The organism is Acinetobacter sp. YH12041, assembly GCF_013419975.1.
Lineage (GTDB): Bacteria > Pseudomonadota > Gammaproteobacteria > Pseudomonadales > Moraxellaceae > Acinetobacter.
Window position 1 is genome coordinate 1 of record NZ_VOZC01000015.1, and the last position, 19,346, is coordinate 19,346.

General features: G+C 45.5%; 15 protein-coding genes and 1 rRNA gene. 10 read left to right on the forward strand and 6 right to left on the reverse strand.

The window, feature by feature from the left end:
- From rrf to FTU00_RS11535, 4 genes are all read left to right on the forward strand, one after another.
- Window positions 1-101, forward strand: a 5S ribosomal RNA gene (rrf, locus tag FTU00_RS11520); the annotation flags it as partial.
- A gap of 147 nt (window positions 102-248) precedes the next feature.
- Window positions 249-1,463 carry an MFS transporter gene (locus FTU00_RS11525; protein WP_180179734.1) on the forward strand — a complete coding sequence of 405 codons (1,215 nt, stop codon included), beginning with the start codon at window positions 249-251 and terminating at the stop codon, window positions 1,461-1,463.
- Window positions 1,464-1,606: 143 nt separating this feature from the next.
- Complete coding sequence (locus FTU00_RS11530) at window positions 1,607-3,997, forward strand: YgiQ family radical SAM protein (RefSeq protein ID WP_180139989.1); 2,391 nt, start codon at window positions 1,607-1,609, stop codon at window positions 3,995-3,997.
- Between the two features lie 398 nt (window positions 3,998-4,395).
- Window positions 4,396-4,944 carry a DUF2726 domain-containing protein gene (locus tag FTU00_RS11535; protein ID WP_166136543.1) on the forward strand — a complete coding sequence of 183 codons (549 nt, stop codon included), beginning with the start codon at window positions 4,396-4,398 and terminating at the stop codon, window positions 4,942-4,944.
- Between the two features lie 77 nt (window positions 4,945-5,021).
- Here FTU00_RS11535 and FTU00_RS11540 read toward each other — a convergent pair whose 3' ends face one another.
- From FTU00_RS11540 to mdtD, 5 genes are all read right to left on the reverse strand, one after another.
- Window positions 5,022-5,378, reverse strand: coding sequence for a RidA family protein (locus FTU00_RS11540; RefSeq protein WP_180179735.1), 357 nt, complete (start codon window positions 5,376-5,378; stop codon window positions 5,022-5,024).
- Window positions 5,379-5,382: 4 nt separating this feature from the next.
- Window positions 5,383-6,678 carry a shikimate transporter gene (shiA, locus tag FTU00_RS11545; protein ID WP_179992224.1) on the reverse strand — a complete coding sequence of 432 codons (1,296 nt, stop codon included), beginning with the start codon at window positions 6,676-6,678 and terminating at the stop codon, window positions 5,383-5,385.
- A gap of 222 nt (window positions 6,679-6,900) precedes the next feature.
- Window positions 6,901-7,956 (reverse strand): DNA polymerase IV, encoded by a 1,056-nt coding sequence (dinB, locus tag FTU00_RS11550; RefSeq protein WP_180179736.1) that lies wholly within the window; start codon window positions 7,954-7,956, stop codon window positions 6,901-6,903.
- 143 nt (window positions 7,957-8,099) lie between these two features.
- Entirely contained in the window at window positions 8,100-8,885 is a 786-nt protein-coding gene (locus FTU00_RS11555; RefSeq protein ID WP_180179737.1) for a GH25 family lysozyme, read from the reverse strand.
- 50 nt (window positions 8,886-8,935) lie between these two features.
- On the reverse strand, window positions 8,936-10,327 hold the full coding sequence (gene mdtD, locus FTU00_RS11560; RefSeq protein ID WP_179992221.1) for a multidrug transporter subunit MdtD: 1,392 nt from the start codon (window positions 10,325-10,327) through the stop codon (window positions 8,936-8,938).
- A gap of 353 nt (window positions 10,328-10,680) precedes the next feature.
- On the opposite strand from mdtD, the gene FTU00_RS11565 reads away from it, so the two are divergent.
- Window positions 10,681-11,646 carry a hypothetical protein gene (locus tag FTU00_RS11565; protein WP_034169797.1) on the forward strand — a complete coding sequence of 322 codons (966 nt, stop codon included), beginning with the start codon at window positions 10,681-10,683 and terminating at the stop codon, window positions 11,644-11,646.
- 87 nt (window positions 11,647-11,733) lie between these two features.
- On the opposite strand, the gene FTU00_RS11570 is transcribed toward FTU00_RS11565, so the two are convergent.
- The gene (locus tag FTU00_RS11570; protein ID WP_034703864.1) at window positions 11,734-12,354 is read right to left on the reverse strand and encodes a TIGR00730 family Rossman fold protein; all 621 of its coding nucleotides are present in this window, start codon (window positions 12,352-12,354) and stop codon (window positions 11,734-11,736) included.
- Between the two features lie 323 nt (window positions 12,355-12,677).
- Between FTU00_RS11570 and FTU00_RS11575 the strand changes: the two genes are divergently transcribed.
- The 5 genes from FTU00_RS11575 (at window position 12,678) to parC (ending at window position 19,338) form a co-directional block, all read left to right on the forward strand.
- Complete coding sequence (locus FTU00_RS11575; RefSeq protein WP_159123942.1) at window positions 12,678-14,258, forward strand: TerC family protein; 1,581 nt, start codon at window positions 12,678-12,680, stop codon at window positions 14,256-14,258.
- A gap of 75 nt (window positions 14,259-14,333) precedes the next feature.
- Window positions 14,334-14,798, forward strand: a complete 465-nt coding sequence (locus FTU00_RS11580) for a YchJ family protein (protein ID WP_180179738.1) — start codon at window positions 14,334-14,336, stop codon at window positions 14,796-14,798.
- Between the two features lie 61 nt (window positions 14,799-14,859).
- Entirely contained in the window at window positions 14,860-15,504 is a 645-nt protein-coding gene (locus FTU00_RS11585; protein ID WP_034169794.1) for a trimeric intracellular cation channel family protein, read from the forward strand.
- Window positions 15,505-15,635: 131 nt separating this feature from the next.
- Window positions 15,636-16,955 (forward strand): MFS transporter, encoded by a 1,320-nt coding sequence (locus tag FTU00_RS11590; RefSeq protein WP_159123944.1) that lies wholly within the window; start codon window positions 15,636-15,638, stop codon window positions 16,953-16,955.
- Between the two features lie 163 nt (window positions 16,956-17,118).
- Window positions 17,119-19,338, forward strand: coding sequence for a DNA topoisomerase IV subunit A (gene parC, locus FTU00_RS11595; RefSeq protein WP_180179739.1), 2,220 nt, complete (start codon window positions 17,119-17,121; stop codon window positions 19,336-19,338).
- Window positions 19,339-19,346: the final 8 nt, after the last annotated feature.

Below are 19,346 nucleotides of genomic sequence, written 5' to 3' on the forward strand. Positions count from 1 at the left end.
CAAGAGTGAACCACCTGATCCCTTCCCGAACTCAGAAGTGAAACCTCTTAGCGCTGATGGTAGTGTGGGGTCTCCCATGTGAGAGTAAGTCATCGCCAGCTCATTATTCCAAAAGCCCTCTGCTCATACAGGGGGCTTTTTTTATGCGTGGGGTTTAAGAAAATTAATTATTCGATGGTTATTTAAACTGAATCATCATATAAAAGGCGAATTGAGAGGCGTATACTGAGCAGGTTCATGGAGCGGATATGTCCTCAAATTCATCTTCAAGCTATATCGCATATGGTTCATCTGCTTTTAAAGCTATTTTATTCTCCTTATTTCTGGCGGGTTTTGCGATTTTCTCATCGCTGTATTGTGTCCAGCCCATGATGCCGATTCTGGCAGACTATTTTCATATTTCTCCGACACAAAGCAGTTTTCCGCTTTCATTCTCTACGATTGCACTAGCTGTTGGCTTGATCTTTACTGGTCTGATTTCAGACCGTTTTGGCCGTAAGCCGATTATGGTCTGGTCTTTATTTTCAGTTTCAGTCTTACTGTTACTCAGTGCTTTACTGCCAATCTGGTCGATATTTCTAGCCACACGAGTACTGATTGGTTTAACGGTCAGTGGTGTGGCAGCCGTGACGATGACTTATATTGGAGAGGAAGTGGTAGAGCAGGATGTGGGCTTTGCCATGGGGCTGTATATTTCCGGAACTGCGATTGGGGGCATGAGCGGACGGTTGATCGCAGGGACATTGGTCGATTTTATTTCCTGGCAATCCGCGACTCTGATCATTGGGTTACTGAACCTATGTATCGCTATAACCTTCTATTTTCTATTACCTAAGTCCAGACACTTTCAGGCTTATCCAATTCAATTCAGCCGTTTTATCAGAGCATTTCAGCAGAATCTGAGTGATCCTAAATTAAGAATTCTGTTTTTACAGGGCTTTATCCTGATGGGGGGATTTGTCTCGGTATTTAACTATCTGAGTTATCGTTTGATTCAAGCGCCATTTGAATTGTCTCATGTCTGGATTGGTCTGATTTCGATTACTTATCTGGCTGGAATTTATAGCTCGCCACGAGCCGCAGCTTGGAGCAGGAAGTTTGGACGTTATAGGGTACTTGCCGCCATGCTTTGTACCATGCTGTTTGGCTTAGCCTTAATGTTGATTAATAACTTGGCTTTAGTCTTTATTGGTTTGCTGATTTTTACCTTTTCCTTTTTTGCGGCTCATTCAACTGCCAGTAGCTGGGTATCGGTGCAATCCTTACAGTATCGTGCGGTAGGTTCGTCCCTTTATTTGTTCTGTTACTACCTGGGTTCAAGCTTACTTGGAAGTTCGAGTGGACTGGTCTGGGAAAATTCCGGATGGTTAGGACTAAGTGTATTTATCGCTATTATTTTAGGATTAGGCTTGCTGATGGCACAGCGTTTAAAACCTATAAATGATTCTTCAAAATCAGGATGAGTATATATTCCTAATAAAGGTCTTAAAGCTGTTTTTGTATAAATTATAATCAAGCAACCTAAGCCGAATTCATGCTAAAATACTCGGCTTTCATCTTTGATCACTTTTCTGATCTTCCATCTGCCAGCCGAGAATTGCTAGCCATGTCTACTGCTTATACCGCTCAGACTGCGCCTAAAGCGTTGTTTGATTACGACAAATATTGGGCGTCATGTTTTGAACCCGCGCCTTTTTTGCCGATGTCACGCGAGGAAATGGACCAACTCGGTTGGGACAGTTGTGACTTTATTTTTGTCTGCGGTGATGCCTATATTGACCACCCGTCATTTGTGACCGGGATCATTGGACGTGTGCTCGAAGCACAAGGTTTCCGCGTGGGGATTATTGCCCAGCCAGACTGGACCAATGTAGAAGCCTTCCGTGTACTCGGTAAGCCGAATATTGCCTGGGGCGTTTCTGCCGGTAATATGGACTCGATGATTAACCGTTATACGGCGGATCGTAAGATTCGTTCAGATGATGCTTATTCTCCAGATAACCAGCCGAATAAACGTCCAGACCGCGCAGCAACCGTCTATTGCCAACGTTGTCGTGAAGCTTTCCCGGATGTGCCGGTATTACTCGGTGGTATTGAAGGTTCATTACGTCGTATCGCACATTATGACTACTGGTCAGATAAAGTCCGTCGTTCGATCTTAATGGATTCTAAAGCGGACTTGTTGATGTACGGTAATGGCGAACGCTCGATCATTGAAATCATGCATCGCCTGGCTAAGGGTGAAAAGATTCATCAGATTACTGATGTTCGTGGTACCGCATTCATTATCAATAAACATAACCGTGCTGCGAAAGCCCAGTTTGTGGAAATTGCATCCAATGATGTCGACACCATTGGCCGTGTCGATCCGATCATCAACCCGTATGTGATGAGCGAAGATATTGATGGCTGTGAAATTGAAAAAGATAAAGGCAACAGCTTAAGCCAATACCAGAATTTCCAGAAAGAAGTCGTAGCGAATCCAATCGTGCGTGAAGGGGATGATTTAGATCCAGATACGCAAATCGTGCAGCTACAACCGGCATCTAAAGCGATTAAACATAAATTACCACCACGTGAATTAGCAGTGATTCGTTTGCCTTCTTTTGAAGAAGTCGCGAATGATCCTGTGCTGTATGCGCATGCGAACCGTATTCTACATCTGGAAACCAATCCAGGGAACGCGCGTGCCTTGGTACAAAAACATGGTGAACGTGATGTGTGGATCAATCCGCCACCGATTCCATTAACTACCGAAGAAATGGATTATGTGTTCGACCTGCCTTATGCACGTCTGCCGCATCCATCCTATGGTAATGCACGCTTTCCGGCCTTTGACATGATCAAGTTCTCGGTGAACATCATGCGTGGCTGTTTCGGTGGCTGTACTTTCTGTTCGATCACCGAGCATGAAGGCCGTATCATCCAGAACCGTTCTGAAGAATCAATCCTGCGTGAAGTAGAAAAAATTCGTGATACCGCACCCGGCTTTACCGGCATTATCTCGGATTTAGGTGGCCCAACAGCCAACATGTACCGTTTGGCATGTAAAGATCCTGAGATTGAGAAGAACTGTCGTAAACCATCTTGTGTGTTCCCGGGTGTGTGTCAAAATCTGCATACCGACCATGCACCGTTGACTCAGTTGTATCGTAAGGCACGTGCTTTACCGGGTATTAAAAAGATTCTGATCGGTTCTGGTCTGCGTTATGACCTTGCCGTATTGAACCCGGAATATGTCAGAGAGCTGGTCACCCATCATGTGGGTGGTTATCTGAAGATTGCACCAGAGCATACCGAGAAAGGTCCATTATCCAAGATGATGAAACCGGGGATCGGGACGTATGACCGCTTCAAGCAGATGTTTGACCGTTTCAGTAAAGAAGCCGGTAAGGAACAGTATCTGATTCCTTATTTCATTGCAGCGCATCCGGGTACCACTGATTACGACATGATGAATCTGGCAATCTGGTTGAAAAAGAATGGTTTCCGTGCCGATCAGGTACAAACCTTCTATCCATCACCAATGGCCACTGCAACCACCATGTACTACACCGGTAAAAACCCGCTGGCGAAAGTCGCGCGTTATACTGAAGATGTGGACATCGTGAAAGGTGAGAAACGTCGTCGTCTGCATAAAGCCTTCTTGCGTTATCATGATCCAAACAACTGGCCTTTATTGCGTGAAGCTTTAAAGGAAATGGGGCGTCAGGATCTGATTGGTAACTCGAAACAGCATCTGATTCCAACCTATCAACCTGCTGGTACAGATGGGCAATACCAGTCTGCACGTAAGAAGAATTCGACTGTAGCGGGTGATTCACAGAAACGTACTGCTAACCCAGGTAATCGTGGTCAGGCTCAAAATAACCGTCCGAAAAAAGGCCAGATTCTGACCCAGCATACTGGTCTGCCACCGCGTGAAACGGGTGATGCGAAAAAGCCATTCGGCGGCCCTAAACCTAAAGCAAAATCAAAGCCAAAATCACGTGCTTGATTAAGCTGATAAAAAAGACACTTCGGGTGTCTTTTTTATGTTCAGACTTTATTGATGCGGCTTTCAGGTTCTCAATTAAAATGTAAAATATTTTATTTTTAGTCGATTTAAATTTTTGAAAAATGATATAAAAATAACACTTTGTCGGAATTGTCTTACAGTTCAACCGATTTATATTGCGATCTATCAGGAGACTATTTTACAGTCGCATATAAGGATTTAACCCTAATTTCTATTGAAATAGCAAAAAGCGGTTTTTAAGTAACTGGCAATCAAGTTTTGCTAAGAATTGTATTGGTCTCTACACAGAATGGTAGCAGGGCAATTTTAAAAATAGTATGGGTTTATACTGGATAACAATAAAACAAGAATGATTATAAGAATGCAAGGATTGAGTCATGACCACCTATATGATTATAGGGAGTTTCTTGGTGTTCTGTGTCGTGCTCATGGCATGGAAGCAGCTAAGGAATAGCCCAAAACCACAAGACAGCGCCTTAAAACAGCGCGCTATTTTTAATCCAAATGAACAACTGACGTTTACACGCCTGAAAGAAGTATTGCCTGATTATATTGTACTGGCCCATGTTTCTTATGATGCACTACTTACTACCAAATTTGGTCGTACCCGGCACAAGTATCGTGATCTGATTGCAGATTTTGTGATTCTGGATCAGCAATATCAGATTGTTGCCATTGTAGCCGTCGATGATCCGGTGATTTTAAAACGTCCACAGCAGGCGCAATTTCAGGATGCCTTGTTGACTATGGCCGGTTATCGGGTCATTCGCTATGAAGATGTACCGGAATATTATCAGTTACGAGGAGATTTCCTGCGTGAGCAGGAGCATTCCAGTAAAGACCAGAGATTTACCGCTGTGAATGATCTCAAAAAATATCATCTCTATTCAGATCTGGAACGACGTAAAGTCAAAGCATTAAACTGATAGAACCTAAACGAAAAAAGTATGCCAAGCGCATACTTTTTTCTATTTTAGATGAGTAGCAATTAGGCCTAAGAAGTCTATTCAGGTTTGACGGCTATGACAGTCAGTTCCACTAACACGCGTGGATCATACAGTTTAGCTTCGACACAAGTGCGGGGCAGGGCTTGAATATCCGCTACCCAAGCATCCCAGACTTCATTAAATGCTGCATAATCTTTTTCAATATCTTTGAGATAAATCGTCACCGACATGATCTGGCTTTTATCGGTACCGGCATCCGCCAGGAACTGGTCGATAATATCCAGTGTCTGCTGGGTTTGACCTTTGATATCCAGATCCAGGTCTGTCGCCAACTGACCGGCGAGATGAACCAGATTGCCGGCAATGGCGATCTCAGAAAAGCGTTGTGAAACATGCAAACGTTGAACAGACATCAGCTTAATCCTTGGTTTTTGGCATCAAGGCTGCGACTAATGCAGTCAATAGGCAGCCTATCGCAAGATAGATGGCTACATAATGCCATGAACCATCACCCCAAATCACTAAGGAGGCTGCAATCATTGGGGTAAAACCACCACCAATAATACTGGCGACCTGATAACCGACTCCGGCACCGCTATAGCGATATTCCGTACCAAATAGCGAGGTAAAAATCGGTTGATGCACGCTGACCACCATGTCATGCGCGACATTGGCCAGTAGAATGGCGCCAACAATAATCATCCAGGTATTTTGTGCATCCAGTGCCATAAAAAACGGAAAGGCAGACAGTGCACCGATCAGACCACCCCAGACGCACATGGTTTTATGCTGGATTTTATCCGATAGCCAGGCAAAGAAAGGAATACTGAAACAGCTGATCGCACCGACCATCAGGGTAATATTCAGGAAGAACTGTTTGTCCATGCCCAGATTATTGGTGGAATAGTTTAGGGCAAAGTTGGTGACCAGATACATGGTCAGCAGTTCGGTCAAACGTAAGGCAATAATATAAAAGAAAGCTTTAGGATGTTTGCTGATGGCCTGCAAGATTGGCAGTTTTTCTGGATGATGATCTGCCTTAATCACTTTCTCTACGAATTCTTGAGATTCATCCTGATCACGGCGAATCCACATCGCAATCCCGATCAGCACGATACTGGCAATAAACGGAATGCGCCAAGCCCATTCAGCAAAAGCCTCTTCACCCAGTGTGGCAATAATAACGGATACCGCACCCGTTGCCAGTACCAGACCTACGCCATAGCCGACCTGAACGCCACTGCTATAAAAGGCCTTTTTGCCTTTAGGGGCATTTTCCACCGCCATCAGGGCAGCACCACCCCATTCCCCACCGACTGCAAAGCCTTGAATGGCACGCAGGGTCACCAGTAAAACCGGTGCCCACCAGCCAATAGCTTCGAAATTAGGTAAAAAACCAATCCCGACGGTGGAAATCCCCATCAGGACCACAGTCAGAACCAGCATTTTCTTGCGGCCGAGCTTGTCGCCGAAATGACCAAATACCACACCGCCTAGAGGACGAAACAGGAAGCCTACCCCAAAGGTGGCTAAAGCCGCCAAGGTACCCATATTGGCACCAATGCTTGGGAAAAACTGGTCTTTAAAAATTAAGGCTGCAACAATGCCGTAAAGGAGAAAATCATACCAATCGACAACAGCACCAACAAAACTGGATAACGCCGCTTTACGCGCGCGTCGTTCTTGAATAACAGAAGAATTTACAGAGGACATGCAGGGAGGGATTCCATGAGATACATCAGAGTTGCCCTGTAATATTCGGATTTGATCGTCACGCCAATCACAGGACAGTATGCTGAAAGTAAAGGTGATTTTCAGCATCTCAGCACATACATGGATAATGCATTGCGCAGATAGAGTACTCCAAAAATTCAAAATGTAAAAACAAAGTTGCCGTATTTTTAAACTAACGTCTAATACTTGTACAAAATAGGCCTAAAGCAGCAGCAATTGCGTTTCTGTTTCACGTGCAGCGAGCTGATAGACGCCAAGCCCAATCAGCCGAAACTGCAGTTGAGGAGTAATATGCATCTCTTGAAGCAATAAGTGTAAAGCCTGCTCCAGTTCTTGCGGGCTACGCAGCAGCTGGCTGAAGCTTTTACTATGCTGCATGGTCTGAAAATTTTTCATTCTCAGTTTTACAGTAACCCCGCGGGCAGAGAGCTGTTTTTTTTCCAGACTCTGCCAGAGCTGGGCAATTAATGGCTGCCAGTAAGGCTGGCATTGCGGTAAATACAGATCATCATCGAAAGTCGTTTCCTTGGAAATCTGTTGGCGTTCCCGTTCAGCTTCAACTGGCCGATCATCAATGCCTTGAGCATAAAGAAAAAGACGCCGTCCATATTTGCCAAAATGTTGAATCAGGATCGCTTCTTCAGTCTGCTGTAAATCTCCCAAGGTTTCCAGATTCAAACTTTTTAGTTTTTCTTGAGTGACTTTGCCTACACCGGGAATTTTCTTCAGTGGAAGATCCTGAATAAAACGCTGTACTTGTGAAGGTTTGATAACACAGATTCCATTCGGCTTATGCCAGTCAGAGGCGATTTTAGCGAGAAATTTATTCGGGGCCACGCCGGCAGAAGCGGTTAGTCCAGTAGTTTGAAAAATATCTTCACGAATGCGCATTGCCACTTCAGTGGCACTTGGAATCTGCTGCAAATTTTCGGTGACATCCAGATAAGCTTCATCCAGAGACAACGGTTCGATGACCTTGGTATAAGTTTGAAATATTTGATGAATCTGACCAGAGACCTGACGGTATTTGGCAAAATCCGGTTCAATCACGATGACCTGAGGGCAGAGCTTACGTGCTTGAGTCATCGGCATGGCAGAGCGCAGTCCGAATTCGCGGGCCGGATAGGAGGCAGCCGCGACCACTGCCCGCGGATGATGCGAGGCAATCACCACAGGCAGAGCGTTCAGCTCCGGACGCTCACGCAGCTCGACTGAGGCGTAGAAGGCATCCATATCGATATGAATAATTTTGCGCATATCCAGTATCTTAAGTGGCTTTAGCTGGATTGGGAAGAGACCGGATTGACAAGTAAACAGGCTAAAGCATTATTCAAGACGAAGCATATCCTGCCTAAATAATTCAATATCCATTTCATGGTTGAATCAGGGAGAAATTGAGTTTATTTCTTGGCCGGAGGCTGGGACTGATCTGGGGTGGGAATACTGTTCTGCTGTAAAAATTTGATCCAGTCCTGCTCCGAGCCATAAAACACATTCAGGTCCACAGTACGGGCAATGCCGGGAATTTCACCCTGACTGCTATGCTGCCAGAAGGTCCATTTAGGCTGACCCTTTAAATCTGGCAAACCTTGGTACTCACGTACCCAGAGCGGTACGTCAGCAAACTCTCCCGCCAGCACGATGTTATAAAAAGATTTGGACACATAGAAGATCGGCTGCTTGCCATAATGGTGTTTTAAGGCATCATGCATGATCCGGATTTCCTTGAGCATCTGCTCTTTGGAATAGTGATTGATGCATTTGCTGTCATATTCCAGATCCATTACGGGTGGCAGGGCATCACTTTTACGCGGAACCGACTCTATAAAATTCTGAGCCTGAATGCTGCCATCACGGCAAAGCCGGTAAAAATGATAAGCACCGACCAGAAAGCCCTGTTCGCGGGCCTGCAGCCAGTATTCCTGAAACTTGGTATCTTTAAAATCACCGCCTTCTGTGGATTTTAAATAGACAAATTTATATTTCTGTTTTGGGATTTTCTTCCAGTCTATTTCTTTCTGATGATGGGAAACATCAAAACCATGAATCGAATAATCTGCTGCATGCGCTGATGGCTGTTTGAAAACCAGCAGATAAAGCACAGTGGTTACCACAAGCGTAATCAGCAGCCCGACTGCAATCACTGAGTATTTTTTCCAGTTGCTAGAAGTAGGAGCTGCTTTCATGTGCACGGTGGCCTAATCTAGAGATATTCATATCGAGTTTATATTCTGCCCTAGACTGGTGTGTTTTTGGGGATATGCCAGAAAATATAGGCAGCAATAATGTTAATACAGCCTAGACAGAGCAGCGAAACGTGGAAGGCATTATCCAGCTGCTCAGGGCCGAAGTAGGCACTAAACATATTCACTAGCGTACCTGCCAGTGCCACCCCGATACTCATTGACAGCATCATGATCATCGACAGAAAACTGTTACCACTGCTGGCATCCTGCTGGCTTAAATCTTTTAAAGTCAGCGTATTCATCGAGACAAATTGCAGCGAATTCAGAATCCCGAACACAAAGAAATGAATGGCTCTTAGCCAGATAGGGGTTTCCGCCGTAGTCAAGGCAAAACTGGCAATACATAGACCGACCAGCAAGGTGTTGATCAACAAGACTCTACGATAACCGAAACGTTGAATGATTTTGCGGATAATCGGTTTAGATGCTAAAGAACCGAGTACGGTTGGAATCATCAGTAAACCGGTAATAAAAGGTTCAAAACCAAAAGCGACCTGCAACATTAAAGGTAGCAAAAACGGAATCGAGTTGCCGCCGAGTCGGGCAAAGAAATTACCTAGAATGCCAATCGAATAAATTTTGTTTTTAAATAATTTACTGCGAAAAAGCGCGTTCAGATGAGTATGCGAGTGGTAGGCGTAGATGAGTGAGGCAATCAGACCACTTCCGACCAGGCTTAAGCTCCACCAGAGTGGATATTGTGGATTGGCAAAGTTTTCAATCCCTAGACACAAGCCGATCATCGCGATGACCAGTAAAATAAAACCGCCAAAATCAAAACGCTGTACCGTCGGTTCAGTGATATTCGGCATAGCTTTAAAGGTAATCAATGCACCGAGCAGACCAATCGGCAGATTGATCAGGAAAATCCAGTGCCAGGACAGGTATTCTACCATCCAGCCACCTAAGGTCGGACCGATCAGAGGACCCATCAGTCCTGCCAGACTCATCAGGCTCATGGCGGACAGAAACTGGGTACGAGGAATAATTTTCAGCATGGCCAGTCGTCCGACTGGAAGCAGCAAAGCACCTCCAATGCCCTGAAATACCCGATAAACCAGTAGTTCATTCAGATTCTCAGACCAGGCACAGCCGAGTGAGGCCAGAGCAAAAATAATGATCGCTGCAAAATAGATATTCCGAACCCCAAAGCGATCTGCCAGCCAGCCACTTAAGGGAATGCAGGCTGCCACAGAAAGCACATAGGCCACCACCACACTATGCATCCGTAACGGATCTTCCTGCAGGTTACTGGCAATCGCAGGCAAGGCGGTATTGATAATCGTGGTATCCAGGCCTTGCATGAAAAAGCCAATCGATACCAGCAAGACCAGCAGTCTGAATTCAGGTTGTAGGGATTGATGCGTAGGAGTGACATTCATGGATTTAAAAAATCATCTATTTTGAATAGTTTAAAGAAATCTATGCAGCAGTGTGACTGAAATAAAAACGATTGTGAATAGGAGTCGTGTAGACAAAATGCTAATGAATTCACAGCCTGATTTCAGTTATTGAAGAGGAAAGGGTAAAAGATATATTTCTATACTGCGAACCTCTCAAATTGATACAGATTCATAAATACGTCATTTTTGGAACACTTCAAGCTTCTTTTTAAGGAGCAGGCTACAAAAAAATATGACGGAAATGTCATGAAAATGAAATAAAACCGTCATAATCTGGGGCAAACTTCCAGAACTGCTGTACTGGGAACTGTCTAGTAAAAGGTTTTGTACTTATGACCATCGAGATTCTGATGGTAGTTGGCTTCTGTCTGGCCGCCTATTCCATCGTGGGGAATGATGTTCCGCAAACATTAGGAACATTTATTTCATCGAACTCACATCGCCCATGGTGGGTACTCTGGATTTACATCAGTACTATTCTGGTTGTGGTGTTAATTTATGGCTGGTTTGCTTCTGGGGTAGGGGATGCCTCTTATGGACGTCTGGAAACCATTCCTTTCCCTGAAGATGGGGTCACCTGGCTATATGTGGTACCGCCTCTTTTACTGATCATTTTGACCAAATATGGCATTCCGGTCAGTACTACTTTCTTGGTGCTCACGATTTTCTCCCCGAGCAGTCTGGGTTCCATGCTGACCAAGTCAATGATGGGTTACGCCGTCGCTTTCTTTGTGGCGATTGTAATCTATCGTCTGGTCATGAAAAAACTCGCGGTCTATTTCAGTGAAACCCGTGATCAGCAACACTCCCCAATGTGGATGGCCTTGCAATGGCTATCTACGGCATTTCTGTGGAGCCAGTGGCTGATCCAGGATCTGGCCAATATCTTTGTTTATGTGCCACGTCAGGTGCCGTTTGAGTTCCTGATCTTTGCCATTTCTGTCTTTGTGATACTACTGGGCATGATTCTTTACCAGCGTGGTGGAGCTATCCAGAATATTGTCGATACCAAGACTGGGGTGACCGATGTCCGTTCTGCTACGATTATCGACTTCATTTATGCGCTGATTCTGCTGGTGTTCAAAGAGTGGAGTAACATCCCGATGAGTACCACTTGGGTATTCTTGGGGTTACTGGCCGGTCGTGAATTTGCGATTTCAATGCTGGTGACTGAAGTCAATAAACACCGTACTTCCCGGAATGTCAGCAAAGATGCCATGAAACTGATGTTCGGCCTAGCCATTAGTGTGTTCCTAGCGACGACCTTGCCTTGGTTCTATCACACGATTTCTGGTTAATGTCTTTGCATGTATAAATGAAAAAGCGAGCATCAAGCTCGCTTTTTTATGGCTTTAAATCATTGCTATTTAAAGCAGATGAAAAATTTAAACCACAAAACGTTGCGGAGCATCCAGATTCAGCAAGGTGGTATAAATCTGATCTGCATGTTCACAGATAATCAGTTTAGCCCGATGTTGGGGCGGCAAGAAGCCTTCCTGCACCGCAAGATCAAGCTGGGCAATCAGGGGATTATAAAAGCCATTGACGTTATACAGCATCATCGGTTTTTGATGCTGGTTCAGCTGACCCCAGGTCGCAATTTCCAGAATTTCTTCAAAGGTTCCCAATCCACCCGGCAAGGCGACAAAGGCACAGGCACGATCTGCCATCATGGCCTTACGCTGATGCATGCTGGTGACGATATGCAGTTCTGTGAGTTGAGGATGGGCAATCTCATAATCCAGCATAAATTCCGGAATCACGCCCACCGCTTCACCACCATGCTGAATCATGGTGTCTGCCACCTGGCCCATCAGACCAATACTGGCGCCGCCATAGACCAGACCAAAACCATGTTCGGCCAGACCTTGTGACAGTTGAATCGCTTTTTCCAGATAAATCGGTTTGTTGCCGGCACGAGAGCCACAATATAAAGCTACTAGCGGGCGTGTTGTTTTTGGGGAGTTATCATTAAAATAATCGGTCATTTCCATTACACTTTGCATTTATTTTTTTCACCTTATCATTTTTTTATCTACTTACTATAACTTAGTTAACAAATATGACAATTCCATGAGCAGACCTCATTTTAGGACAAAATCTTTCATTCAAATTCATCCATAATCCCGGATGAAAACAGGTGAATTTCATGCTGTTCTTGATATACTGAAAGTCTGTCTTACTACAATAGAACTCACATGGGTAGTCGAAGTTGGCGCTTTAATTCAGTAAAACGTCACATTATCAAGTCTTTAATTCAAGTCGGGTATCAACCTGTATCTCATCATGCAAATACTTGCTTTTCTCCTCGGTTAGAGGAGCAGATGCAATGATTTTTGAATGGATGTCAGATCCCTCTGCCTGGATTGGCTTACTCACACTGATTGTTCTTGAAATTGTACTCGGGATCGATAACCTGGTCTTTATTGCAATTCTGGCGGAAAAGCTTCCACCCGAACAGCGTAATGCAGCGCGTATTACCGGTCTGGGCTTGGCGCTGTTAATGCGACTGGTGTTGCTGGCATCGATTGCCTGGGTCGTAACGCTTACTGAACCGCTATTCCATATCTTTGAGCATCCATTTTCAGGACGCGACCTGATCTTATTATTCGGTGGTGTATTCCTGCTGTTTAAAGGCACTATGGAGCTGCATGAGCGTCTGGAAGCCAAACCTGTGACCAAGGAAGAAAATCCGGTTCAGGCGGTGTTCTGGATGGTGATTGTGCAGATCGTGGTACTGGACGCCGTGTTCTCGCTCGACAGCGTGATTACTGCGGTTGGTATGGTCAAAGATCTGTCTGTGATGATGATCGCGGTGATTATTGCGGTCGGTATCATGTTGTGGGCCTCTAAAGCCCTCATGGATTTCGTCAACAAGCACCCGACAGTAGTGATTCTCTGTCTGGGCTTCCTGATGATGATTGGTTTCTCGCTGGTGGTTGAAGGCTTCGGTTTCCATATTCCAAAAGGCTATCTGTATGCCGCGATTGGTTTCTCGGTGATTGTCGAGTTCATTAACCAGACCATGAAACGCAATCAGGAAAAAATGGTGACGACAACTGATATGCGTTACCGTACTGCGTCTGCCGTAATGCGTATGCTGGGCGGTAAACCGGCTCAGGACAATGATTCTTCTGAACCGGAAGATGTACTGGCGACTCGTGCCTTTGCTGATGAAGTCTTTGATGACGACGAAAGTGGAGTCTACCATAGCGTTATGGTGCAGGGCGTACTTGGCCTGTCAGAACGTCCGGTGAAATCGGTGATGACACCGCGTCCTGAACTGGAATGGATTGATCTGGAAAATGATCATGCCAGTATCAAAGAGCAGTTATTGCATATGAGCCATTCACGCCTGATTGTGGCGCGTGGTGAACTGGACAATATTGCTGGGGTCGTGCTAACCCATAAAGTCCTGAATGAATACATCGAAACAGGTATTTTGGACTTCGAAAAACATCTGCGTGAACCTGTGATTGTGCATGAAAATGCTCAGGTCTTGATGGTGATGGATCAGCTACGTCAGGCACCGCTACAAATGGCACTGGTATTGAATGAATATGGTTCAATTGAAGGGGTGGCGACACCGATTGATGTGCTGGAAGCGATTGCCGGTGAATTCCCGGATGAAGACCAGCTAGAAGCAGCTGTAGAAAGCCTGGAAGATGGCAGCCTGATTCTGGATGGTTCAACCGATATTCGCCATGTGTCACTGCTTCTGGATCGTGATCTGGTCAATGAAACGGAAGAATATTCGACATTGTCGGGTTATATTCTGTTCCATCTGGGGCGCTTGCCAGAAAATGGCGAAAAGCTCGAAGCAGATGATTATATCTTTGAGGTGGTCACGATGGACGGCCACAAGATTGATAAGGTGCATATCATTGCCCCAGCGAACCGGAAAGACTAGTTCAGCGCCCGAAGGACGAAGCTAAAAGTTTGCTAAAATAGCCCGCACTGTCGGGCTATTTTTTATGGAATTGAGATGTCAGAAGCATGTCCATGTGGACGAGGTGAATACGCAAGCTGTTGCCAGCCACTACATCAGGGCCAGCAATTGGCTCAAAACGCCGAGCAATTAATGCGCTCGCGGTATAGTGCCTTTGCCAAGCATGAAATTGATTATATCCAGCAGACTACTGCCCGTGGACAGCAGCAGGCTTTGGACATGCCAGCCATTGCTGAATGGAGTAGAACCAATCAATGGCTGAAGCTGGAAATCGTGCAAGCCAATGAAAAACTGGACAAGACCCATGCGCTGGTCGAGTTCAAAGCATATTATCACGATGGCAAGCAGGCCCAGATTCATCATGAAATTTCACATTTTGTGAAGTTCGAGAATCGCTGGTACTTTCTGGATCCAACGACAGATCAACAGTTTACAATGAAACAGCCGTGCATCTGTGGCTCCGGGAAAAAATTTAAGCAATGTTGTGCGCATTTTTTATAATTTTCACATAGATTTAGCTTAGAATAGCCGCCATCTCATAGCCTCAGGTGGAAGCAGGGCGATGTTACTGACCGTCATCTATATTATTGCAATTACCGCTGAAGCCATGACCGGAGCCTTGTCTGCCGGTCGGCGTAGTATGGACTGGTTTGGGGTCACGATTATTGCCTGTGTTACGGCGCTCGGTGGTGGTTCGGTACGTGATGTACTACTTGGCCATTATCCTTTGACCTGGGTCAAACACCCGGAATATCTGGTGCTGACTTGCTGTGCCGCCTTTGTCACCATCCTGATTGCCAAATGGATGCGCCATTTACGCAATATCTTCCTGGTACTGGATGCCTTGGGCCTGATTGGCTTTACCATCATTGGCTGCCAGATTGCGCTGGAAATGGGGCATGGTTTTGTAGTCAGTGCGGTCGCCGGGGTTCTGACCGGAGTATCGGGCGGTATTTTACGTGACATTTTATGTAATGATGTGCCTTTAGTCTTCCGCCGTGAACTGTATGCCAGTATTTCCTTTGTTGCAGTCATCTTCTACTGGCTCTGCAGCAATTTCGGTCTGTCACTCGAACTGACCATTATTTCCACCCTGATTTTTGGCTTTAGTTTGCGTTTGATTGCGATCTATTTCGGTCTGGAAATGCCGAAGTTTATCTATAAGGATGATGACGAACAGTCCGCTTCATCCAAAGACGAATCTTGATATGAATTATGGTAACTGCGGGAGGGAAAACTTCCCGCAGGCGTACGTATTCGTAGTATAAAAAAATAAAAAATCAAACCTCCTGTTGGGACAGCAGCACCTCCCGTTTCACCTGATCAGAGATTTTTGTTATGGATTTAGTTTCTCGGATACAGCGCTTGCCGATCGGCAAGTTCCACTACACTCTTTTATGGGTGATTGGTCTTGGCTGGATGTTTGATGCCATGGATACGGGATTGATTTCCTTTATTCTGGCGAAAATGGCTGAAGACTGGCAGATGACCGCTGACCAGAAAAGCTGGGTGGTTTCGATCGGTTTTATCGGTATGGCGATTGGAGCGATTTTCTCAGGTGGACTGGCAGATCGCTGGGGACGTAAAACGGTATTTGCCAGTACGCTGGTGATTTATAGTCTGGCGACTGCTGCCTGTGCCTTTGCGCCGAATCTGACCTGGTTACTGGTATTCCGTTTTATTGTCGGTCTGGGATTAGGGGGTCAGTTGCCGGTTGCGGTGACACTGGTCAGTGAATATATCCCGGCACGGGTACGTGGTCGTTTCATTGTGCTGCTGGAAAGTTTCTGGGGCTTGGGCTGGCTGGTGGCTGCGCTGGTTTCGCGTTTTGTGATTCCTGATTTTGGCTGGCAAGCTGCATTCATGATTGGCGGGATACCGGCACTGTATGCCATCGTAATCTGGAAACTGGTGCCTGAGTCGGTGCCGTATCTGATCAATCGTGGCCGGGTAGATGAAGCGCAAGCTCTGGTCAAAAAGATTGAGCGCAAATGCGGCGTCGAAGTCATGGAAATCTTTGAAGTTAAACCCGTGGCTGCCAAGCAGAATATCTCGTTTATCCAGCTCTGGAGTGGTATTTTTGCCCGCCGCACCTTGATGCTGTGGCTAATCTGGTTTGGGATCGTTTTCTCCTACTATGGTATTTTTACCTGGTTACCAAGCCTTCTGGTCAAGGAAGGCTATACCATCGTGCAGTCTTTTGAATATGTCCTGGTTATGATTCTAGCGCAATTGCCAGGTTATATTGCGGCAGCATGGCTAGTCGAAAAACTCGGTCGTAAGGCGACTCTGGCTGGATTTATCGGCATGTGTGCGATTTCAGCCTATTTCTTTGGCCAGTCCGGTAGTGTCACCGAGATCGTAATCTGGGGTTGTCTGATGTCCTTCTTTAATCTGGGGGCATGGGGCGTTCTTTATACCTATACACCAGAACAGTATCCAACCAATATCCGTGCTTTTGGTTCAGGCTGGGCCGGTGCAATTGGTCGTATTGGCGGGATTGCTGCACCTTTTGCCGTAACCCATTTGATGGGGATGCCAAATGGTTTCAGTTACGTCTTTACCATGTTTACTGCAGTATTAATCGCAGTAGCTGTGGTCATTTTAGTCCTGGGTGAAGAGACCAAGGGCAAGACGCTAGAATCTATGGGTTTATAAGGTTGGTGATTTTTTAGTTGCTCAGCTGCTATAAAGTGGATATTTTTAGCCCATAAGACACGATTTGTCGCGCTGTGTAGTTTACTGCCCTTGTGCAGCACACAGCTGCGTCTTAGCATAAGAAACATTGATACAAAAACGAATTTTAGGATTATAGGTTGTTATGACAAGCCTTGCGCATCATGCGACAGAAAACCGTTCCGTAGCCGAATTTACCGAACAAGCTTATTTAAATTATGCCATGTACGTGATTATGGATCGTGCATTGCCACATATCAGTGACGGTTTGAAACCGGTACAGCGCCGTATTGTCTATGCCATGAGTGAACTGGGTCTGAAATGGACCAGCAAACCGAAAAAATCGGCACGTACTGTCGGGGATGTACTGGGTAAATACCATCCACATGGTGACTCGGCCTGTTATGAAGCCATGGTCTTAATGGCGCAGCCATTCAGTTATCGCTATCCGTTTATTGAAGGACAGGGCAACTGGGGTTCACCGGATGATCCTAAATCTTTCGCGGCGATGCGTTATACTGAAGCCAAACTGTCGCAATATAGTGAACTGCTTTTATCGGAGCTGGGACAGGGCACTTGTGACTGGCAGGATAACTTTGATGGTTCGATGAAAGAACCGATTAACTTACCGGCATGTGTTCCGAATATCCTGTTAAATGGTACCACCGGGATTGCTGTAGGGATGGCGACTGATATTCCACCGCACAACTTGCGCGAAGTGGTAAAAGGTACTATCGCTCTGATCCGTAATCCGAACCTGACCGATGCTAAAATGGCAGAATACATTCCGGGACCGGATTTACCGACCAAAGCGGAAATCATTACGCCACCCTCCGAACTGCTTAAAATTCAGACGACAGGTCGTGGCAGTTACCGCATGCGTGCGGTATATACCATTGATAAAAATGAAATCGTGATCACTGAATTACCGTATCAGGTATCCGGTTCAAAAATTATCAGTCAGATCGCGGACCAGATGCAGGCGAAAAAACTGCCATTGGTCACTGATGTTCGTGATGAATCGGATCATGAGAATCCAACACGTTTAGTGGTGGTATTGCGTTCGAACCGTATTGATGCTGAAGCGGTAATGAGCCACCTGTTTGCGACTACAGATCTTGAGTCTAGCTATCGTGTCAATATGAACATGATTGGCGCGGATGGCCGTCCACAGGTGAAATCGATTCGTCGTATTCTGCTGGAATGGATCGAAATCCGTAAAACTACAGTCACTCGCCGTCTGCAATATCATCTGAACAAGATCGAAAAACGCCTGCATATTCTCGGCGGTTTGATCATTGCCTACTTGAATATTGATGAAGTGATTCGGATTATTCGTGAGGAAGATCAGCCTAAACCAGTGTTGATGGAACGTTTTGGTATTGATGAGATTCAGGCCGAAGCCATTTTAGAACTCAAGCTACGTCATCTGGCCAAGCTTGAAGAAATGGAACTGCGCCGCGAACAGGAAGAGCTGGAAGCTAAAGCTGCCGTGATTCGTGAACAGCTGGCGAATCCTGAGTCTTTAAAAACTTTGATCATCAATGAACTCAAAGAGGATGCAAAGAAATTTGGGGATGATCGCCGTTCTCCAATCGTACAACGTGCCGAAGCCGCTGCAATTGATGAAACTGAAATGCTGCCAGCGGATCCTGTAACGGTAGTATTGTCTGAAGCGGGCTGGATTCGCTGTGCCAAAGGGCATGAAGTGGATGCTGAAAATCTGAATTTCCGTGCGGGCGATCAGTATCTCAGTCATGCCCAAGGTAAATCTAATCAACGCGTCTATGTATTAGATGATAGTGGCCGTAGCTATGGCTTGCCAATCAATAGCCTGCCATCCGCACGAGGACTCGGTGAACCGTTGAGTTCAAAACTGTCTCCGGCAAGTGGAGTTGGTTTCAAGCAGGTATTGGTCGCTGAAGATGATGCGGAAATCCTGGCAGTCAGCAGTAAAGGCTATGGATTTAAAACTCAGGCCAAGCAGCTGGATACCAATGCCAAAGCAGGTAAGGCTTTCTTGAATCTATCTGAAGGCGCGCAGGTCATGAACCTGCAGCCGCTGGAAGACGCAACTCATGTTGCACTACTCAGTTCAGCTGGCCGTCTGCTGATTGTTGATCTGTCGGAATTACCTGTACTGAATAAAGGTAAAGGTAATAAATTGATACAACTTGAAGATAAAGATCAAATTTTATCCATGACAATATTAAAACTTGATGAAATAATTCAAGTGCTTGCAGGACAGCAACAATTAAAACTTAAAGGGGATGACCTGCAAAAATATATTGGGAAACGAGGCTCTAAAGGAACCCTGTTACCACGTGGATATCAAAAAGCAAATAAACTGTTGATTCAAAGATAATACTAGCA

Bases quoted from the DNA above. Each gene is read 5' to 3' on its own strand.
- FTU00_RS11525 (WP_180179734.1), top strand. From the start codon at position 249: ATGTCCTCAAATTCATCTTCAAGCTATATCGCATATGGTTCATCTGCT.
- FTU00_RS11530 (WP_180139989.1), top strand. From the start codon at position 1,607: ATGTCTACTGCTTATACCGCTCAGACTGCGCCTAAAGCGTTGTTTGAT.
- FTU00_RS11535 (WP_166136543.1), top strand. From the start codon at position 4,396: ATGACCACCTATATGATTATAGGGAGTTTCTTGGTGTTCTGTGTCGTG.
- FTU00_RS11540 (WP_180179735.1), bottom strand. From the start codon at position 5,378: ATGTCTGTTCAACGTTTGCATGTTTCACAACGCTTTTCTGAGATCGCC.
- shiA (WP_179992224.1), bottom strand. From the start codon at position 6,678: ATGTCCTCTGTAAATTCTTCTGTTATTCAAGAACGACGCGCGCGTAAA.
- dinB (WP_180179736.1), bottom strand. From the start codon at position 7,956: ATGCGCAAAATTATTCATATCGATATGGATGCCTTCTACGCCTCAGTC.
- FTU00_RS11555 (WP_180179737.1), bottom strand. From the start codon at position 8,885: ATGAAAGCAGCTCCTACTTCTAGCAACTGGAAAAAATACTCAGTGATT.
- mdtD (WP_179992221.1), bottom strand. From the start codon at position 10,327: ATGAATGTCACTCCTACGCATCAATCCCTACAACCTGAATTCAGACTG.
- FTU00_RS11565 (WP_034169797.1), top strand. From the start codon at position 10,681: ATGACCATCGAGATTCTGATGGTAGTTGGCTTCTGTCTGGCCGCCTAT.
- FTU00_RS11570 (WP_034703864.1), bottom strand. From the start codon at position 12,354: ATGCAAAGTGTAATGGAAATGACCGATTATTTTAATGATAACTCCCCA.
- FTU00_RS11575 (WP_159123942.1), top strand. From the start codon at position 12,678: ATGATTTTTGAATGGATGTCAGATCCCTCTGCCTGGATTGGCTTACTC.
- FTU00_RS11580 (WP_180179738.1), top strand. From the start codon at position 14,334: ATGTCAGAAGCATGTCCATGTGGACGAGGTGAATACGCAAGCTGTTGC.
- FTU00_RS11585 (WP_034169794.1), top strand. From the start codon at position 14,860: ATGTTACTGACCGTCATCTATATTATTGCAATTACCGCTGAAGCCATG.
- FTU00_RS11590 (WP_159123944.1), top strand. From the start codon at position 15,636: ATGGATTTAGTTTCTCGGATACAGCGCTTGCCGATCGGCAAGTTCCAC.
- parC (WP_180179739.1), top strand. From the start codon at position 17,119: ATGACAAGCCTTGCGCATCATGCGACAGAAAACCGTTCCGTAGCCGAA.